This window comes from bacterium (assembly GCA_040755795.1).
In the GTDB taxonomy this organism is placed as follows: Bacteria; UBA9089; CG2-30-40-21; order CG2-30-40-21; family SBAY01; genus JBFLXS01.
In genome coordinates, this window is record JBFLXS010000409.1 from 1 (window position 1) to 3,607 (window position 3,607).

A 3,607-nucleotide genomic window follows, 5' to 3' on the forward strand; every position below is an offset into this window, starting at 1 on the left:
TAATGACCCTCTGGGTTATCTTTTGGGACTCCAAAATGTCAAGAGAAACAAAAAGATGGCAAGAAATGAGGTAACACAATGCCACGCACCGTAAATATAGCCTTAAGTTCTACGCAACGCTCTCAATAAAAACGATGAAAAAAATGAAAAATTTCTGTTGACAAATTGAAATAATTATGGTATATTAATGATACGATAATAAAAATAATCAAATAAAGGAGTGTGAAAAAATTATGATGAAAAAAATTTTAGGATTAATGGGGATAGGAATTTATTTAGGAGTTGCTATACCATCTTTTGCATTAGACTTAGAATGGAAAACTAAGGCACCGATGCTTAACGGACGATATGGTTTATCTGCCGCTACTCTTAATGGTAAGATTTATGCGATTGGGGGAGATGGAGGTCTAAATGTTGTTGAGGAATTTGACCCAAGTATAGGACCAAATGGCACCTGGTCGACTAAAGCACCTATGCCTACGGGACGATATTTTTTAGCAGCGGCTACACTTAATGGTAAGATATATGCTATGTAATTTTGAAATGAAAAATGTAAAATTAAAAAGTGTTAGAGATGCATCCAAAGGAACAGAAAATGGATGCATTTTTTTTGTTTGCAATTAAGTTGAAATTATGGTATGATTCTTATGAGGTAATTCAATGGGTAAAAGGAAAAAGAAGTTAAAAGAAGAAAGTAAACATAAACAGAAGAGACAGGAATTTTCTTTTAATCTGCCAAAGTTTCTCTTGCCAAAAGATGAGGTGATTGTAGAAAGGCCTTTTTGTAAAGCAGATTTGTTGGCTATTGCAGGACTGTTAGTTTTAGTATTTATCTTCTTTTTTAAAGCGGCTACTTTACAAGGGGTGTTTATTACTGGAGACCTATCAAGAAGTGATATTTGGAGTATAAATTACCCTTTTAGACACTTTTTAGGTGAATGTTTAAAAAAAGGAATACCACCTTTATGGACACCGGATATTTATTGTGGCTTTCCGATATTTGCAGAAGGAGAGATGGGGGGATATTATCCTTTAAATGTTATCTTATTTTACTTCCTGCCTACCTATATAGCCTATAATTACAGTATTATACTTAACTTCTTTTTAACCAGCCTTTTTATGTTTTTCTATGCTCGATCTATCAATCTAAGTCCATTTGCTTCTTTTATAGCAAGTTTTTCCTTTTCTTTTGGTGGATTCTTTGTTACCCACCTAAAACATACTAATATGATAAATGCCGCCTGTTGGTTACCTTTAATGTTTTTCTTTGTGGAAAGATTCTTTAAAAAAGGCAATTTTATCTATCCTATCTTATGTGGATTAGTATTTGGTATTCAAATATTAGCCGGGCATTTCCAGATAGCCTATTATTCTATACTTGGAATATCTATGTATTTTATCTTTAGGCTTGGTTCAAAATTATTTCCTTTTTTGATAGATAAAAAGAGATTTAAAAATGTAAGCTTTAAAAAGTTAGTCATACAATTTTCGGTAGCTCTATTAGTAATATACATAATTGGTGTGAGTTTATCTGCGGTGCAGATATTACCTACAAAAGAACTGACTGAACTTAGTTATCGTGCAGAGGGAATAAGTTTTAAGTCAGCTACTATGTATCCATATCATCCAAAAAACCTAATCACATTTATATTCCCTTACTGGTTTGGGGATTATGCAAATGCAACATATCCTGAGAAGATTGAGAGAGAAGAGGTAGTATTTTGGGAAAATTGTGGTTATGTAGGAGTAATTACATTATCTTTGGCTTTTTTAGGGCTGATTATGTTTTTTTTAAGAAGAGGTGAGATAAGATTTTTTACTTTACTTCTTATTTTTTCTATCCTTATTGTCTTTGGAAAGTATAGTCCAGTGTATGAATTTATATGGAATTCTTTACCGGGCATGAAATTCTTTCGATTTCATAATAGGTTCTTATTATTTGTAAGTTTTAGTCTATGTATATTGGCTGGGTTTGGGATAAAGTTTCTCCTATCAAAGATAAAAAAAGGGGCAGCCACACAAAGATTTCTTAAGATAATTATATGTTTAGTGGTAATCTTTGACTTATTTAAATTTGGAATACATCATAATCCTATTATATCTCCTAATATCTGGTTAGCAAAACCAAAGACAGTTGAATTTTTACAAAGAGATAAAACCTTTTATCGAATACATAATTTTGGTGCTGATTCATCTTGGTGGATGATTTATTTATTATCTAAAGGATGGAAAGATAATTTAAATCTATATGTCAATCATCGAGAGGTATTACAACCAAGTTTTAATATGGTATTTCGTATTTCAAGTGTAGAAGGATGTCCAGAGTTTACTCCAAAAAGGCTTAATAAAATCTTTTATTTCTTTTATAACGAAGAAAATGTGAATACCTACGCTCGAAAACAAGGAAAGTATAAGGATATTGTAAGATTTGCATTACCTAAACCGCAATTTACTAAGTTATTAAGTATTCTAAATGTAAAATATATCCTTACATTTTGGGAGATGAAAAGCCCTGCACTTAAGGAATTATTTAATATCGATTTTAAGAAGGAGATGATACCTGTAAGGGTTTATGAGAATAAAGAGTTTGTGCCAAGAGTTTATGTAGTCCCTAATGCAAAGGTAATTAAAACTGAGGGAGGAGTCGAAGCAGAGATTATTAGTTCTCAATTTAATCCCAATGAATATATAATTGTGGAAGAAGATATAAATTTTAATGGTTCTGAATCTATAGAAGGTTCTAAAGTAGAAATAACTAAATATTCACCACTTGAAGTAGTTATAGAGGCTAATATGACTAATTCTGGCTTCTTAGTCTTAGCAGATACATATTATCCTGGTTGGAAGGTATTTGTAGATGGTAAAGAGGATAGAATCTATCAAGCAAATTATATTCAACGAGCAGTACTACTTGAAAAAGGAAAACATAATGTTAGATTTATCTATGACCCGATATCATTTAAAATAGGTGCATTAATCACTCTTGTTACTATATCCTTAATTCTTATTTTGCTCATAATTGCTATTAGAAAAATTAAGCAAAATTAAAAATTTAAAATTTTTTGATTGACAAATTTAGATGATTATGATATATTTATCATAAATCTTAAAAAAGGAGTGATGAAGTAAAATGAAGAATAAAATTTTAGGGATTATTGCGGTAACTATTTATTTAGCAGCTACTACACAAGTCTTAGCCCTTGACCTTGAATGGAAAACTAAAGCTCCTATGCCTACTGCACGGGATAGTTTAGCAGCAGCAGTACTTAATGGTAAGATATATGCTATTGGGGGACAAGAAGGAGAAGGAGGTAAGAAATTAAATGTAGTAGAGGAATTTGACCCAAGTATAGGTCCTAATGGTACCTGGACGACTAAAGCACCTATGCCTACGGGACGATATTTTTTAGCAGCGGCTACACTTAATGGTAAGATTTATGCTATGTAATTTTGAAATGAAAATTGAAAAATGTAAAATTATTCGACCTGTATGGTTAGAAATTATCAACAATGATAAGGGACAAGACTAAAGGTAAGGAGAGATTTTGTCGATATTAATGGTAGCACAATAAAAAAGGAGGGCTACCAAATGGGAAATTATAAGATT

At 31.5% G+C, this 3,607-nt stretch carries 3 protein-coding genes; all 3 read left to right on the forward strand.

Translation table 11 applies throughout. The annotated features are described in order from the left end of the window. Window positions 1-233: 233 nt before the first annotated feature. Entirely contained in the window at window positions 234-536 is a 303-nt protein-coding gene (locus AB1414_17515; protein ID MEW6609214.1) for a hypothetical protein, read from the forward strand. Window positions 537-660: 124 nt separating this feature from the next. Continuing rightward, on the forward strand, window positions 661-3,048 hold the full coding sequence (locus tag AB1414_17520) for a YfhO family protein (protein ID MEW6609215.1): 2,388 nt from the start codon (window positions 661-663) through the stop codon (window positions 3,046-3,048). Between the two features lie 82 nt (window positions 3,049-3,130). After that, a complete protein-coding gene (locus tag AB1414_17525; protein ID MEW6609216.1) occupies window positions 3,131-3,448 on the forward strand; it encodes a kelch repeat-containing protein in 318 nt (105 codons plus the stop codon). Window positions 3,449-3,607: the final 159 nt, after the last annotated feature.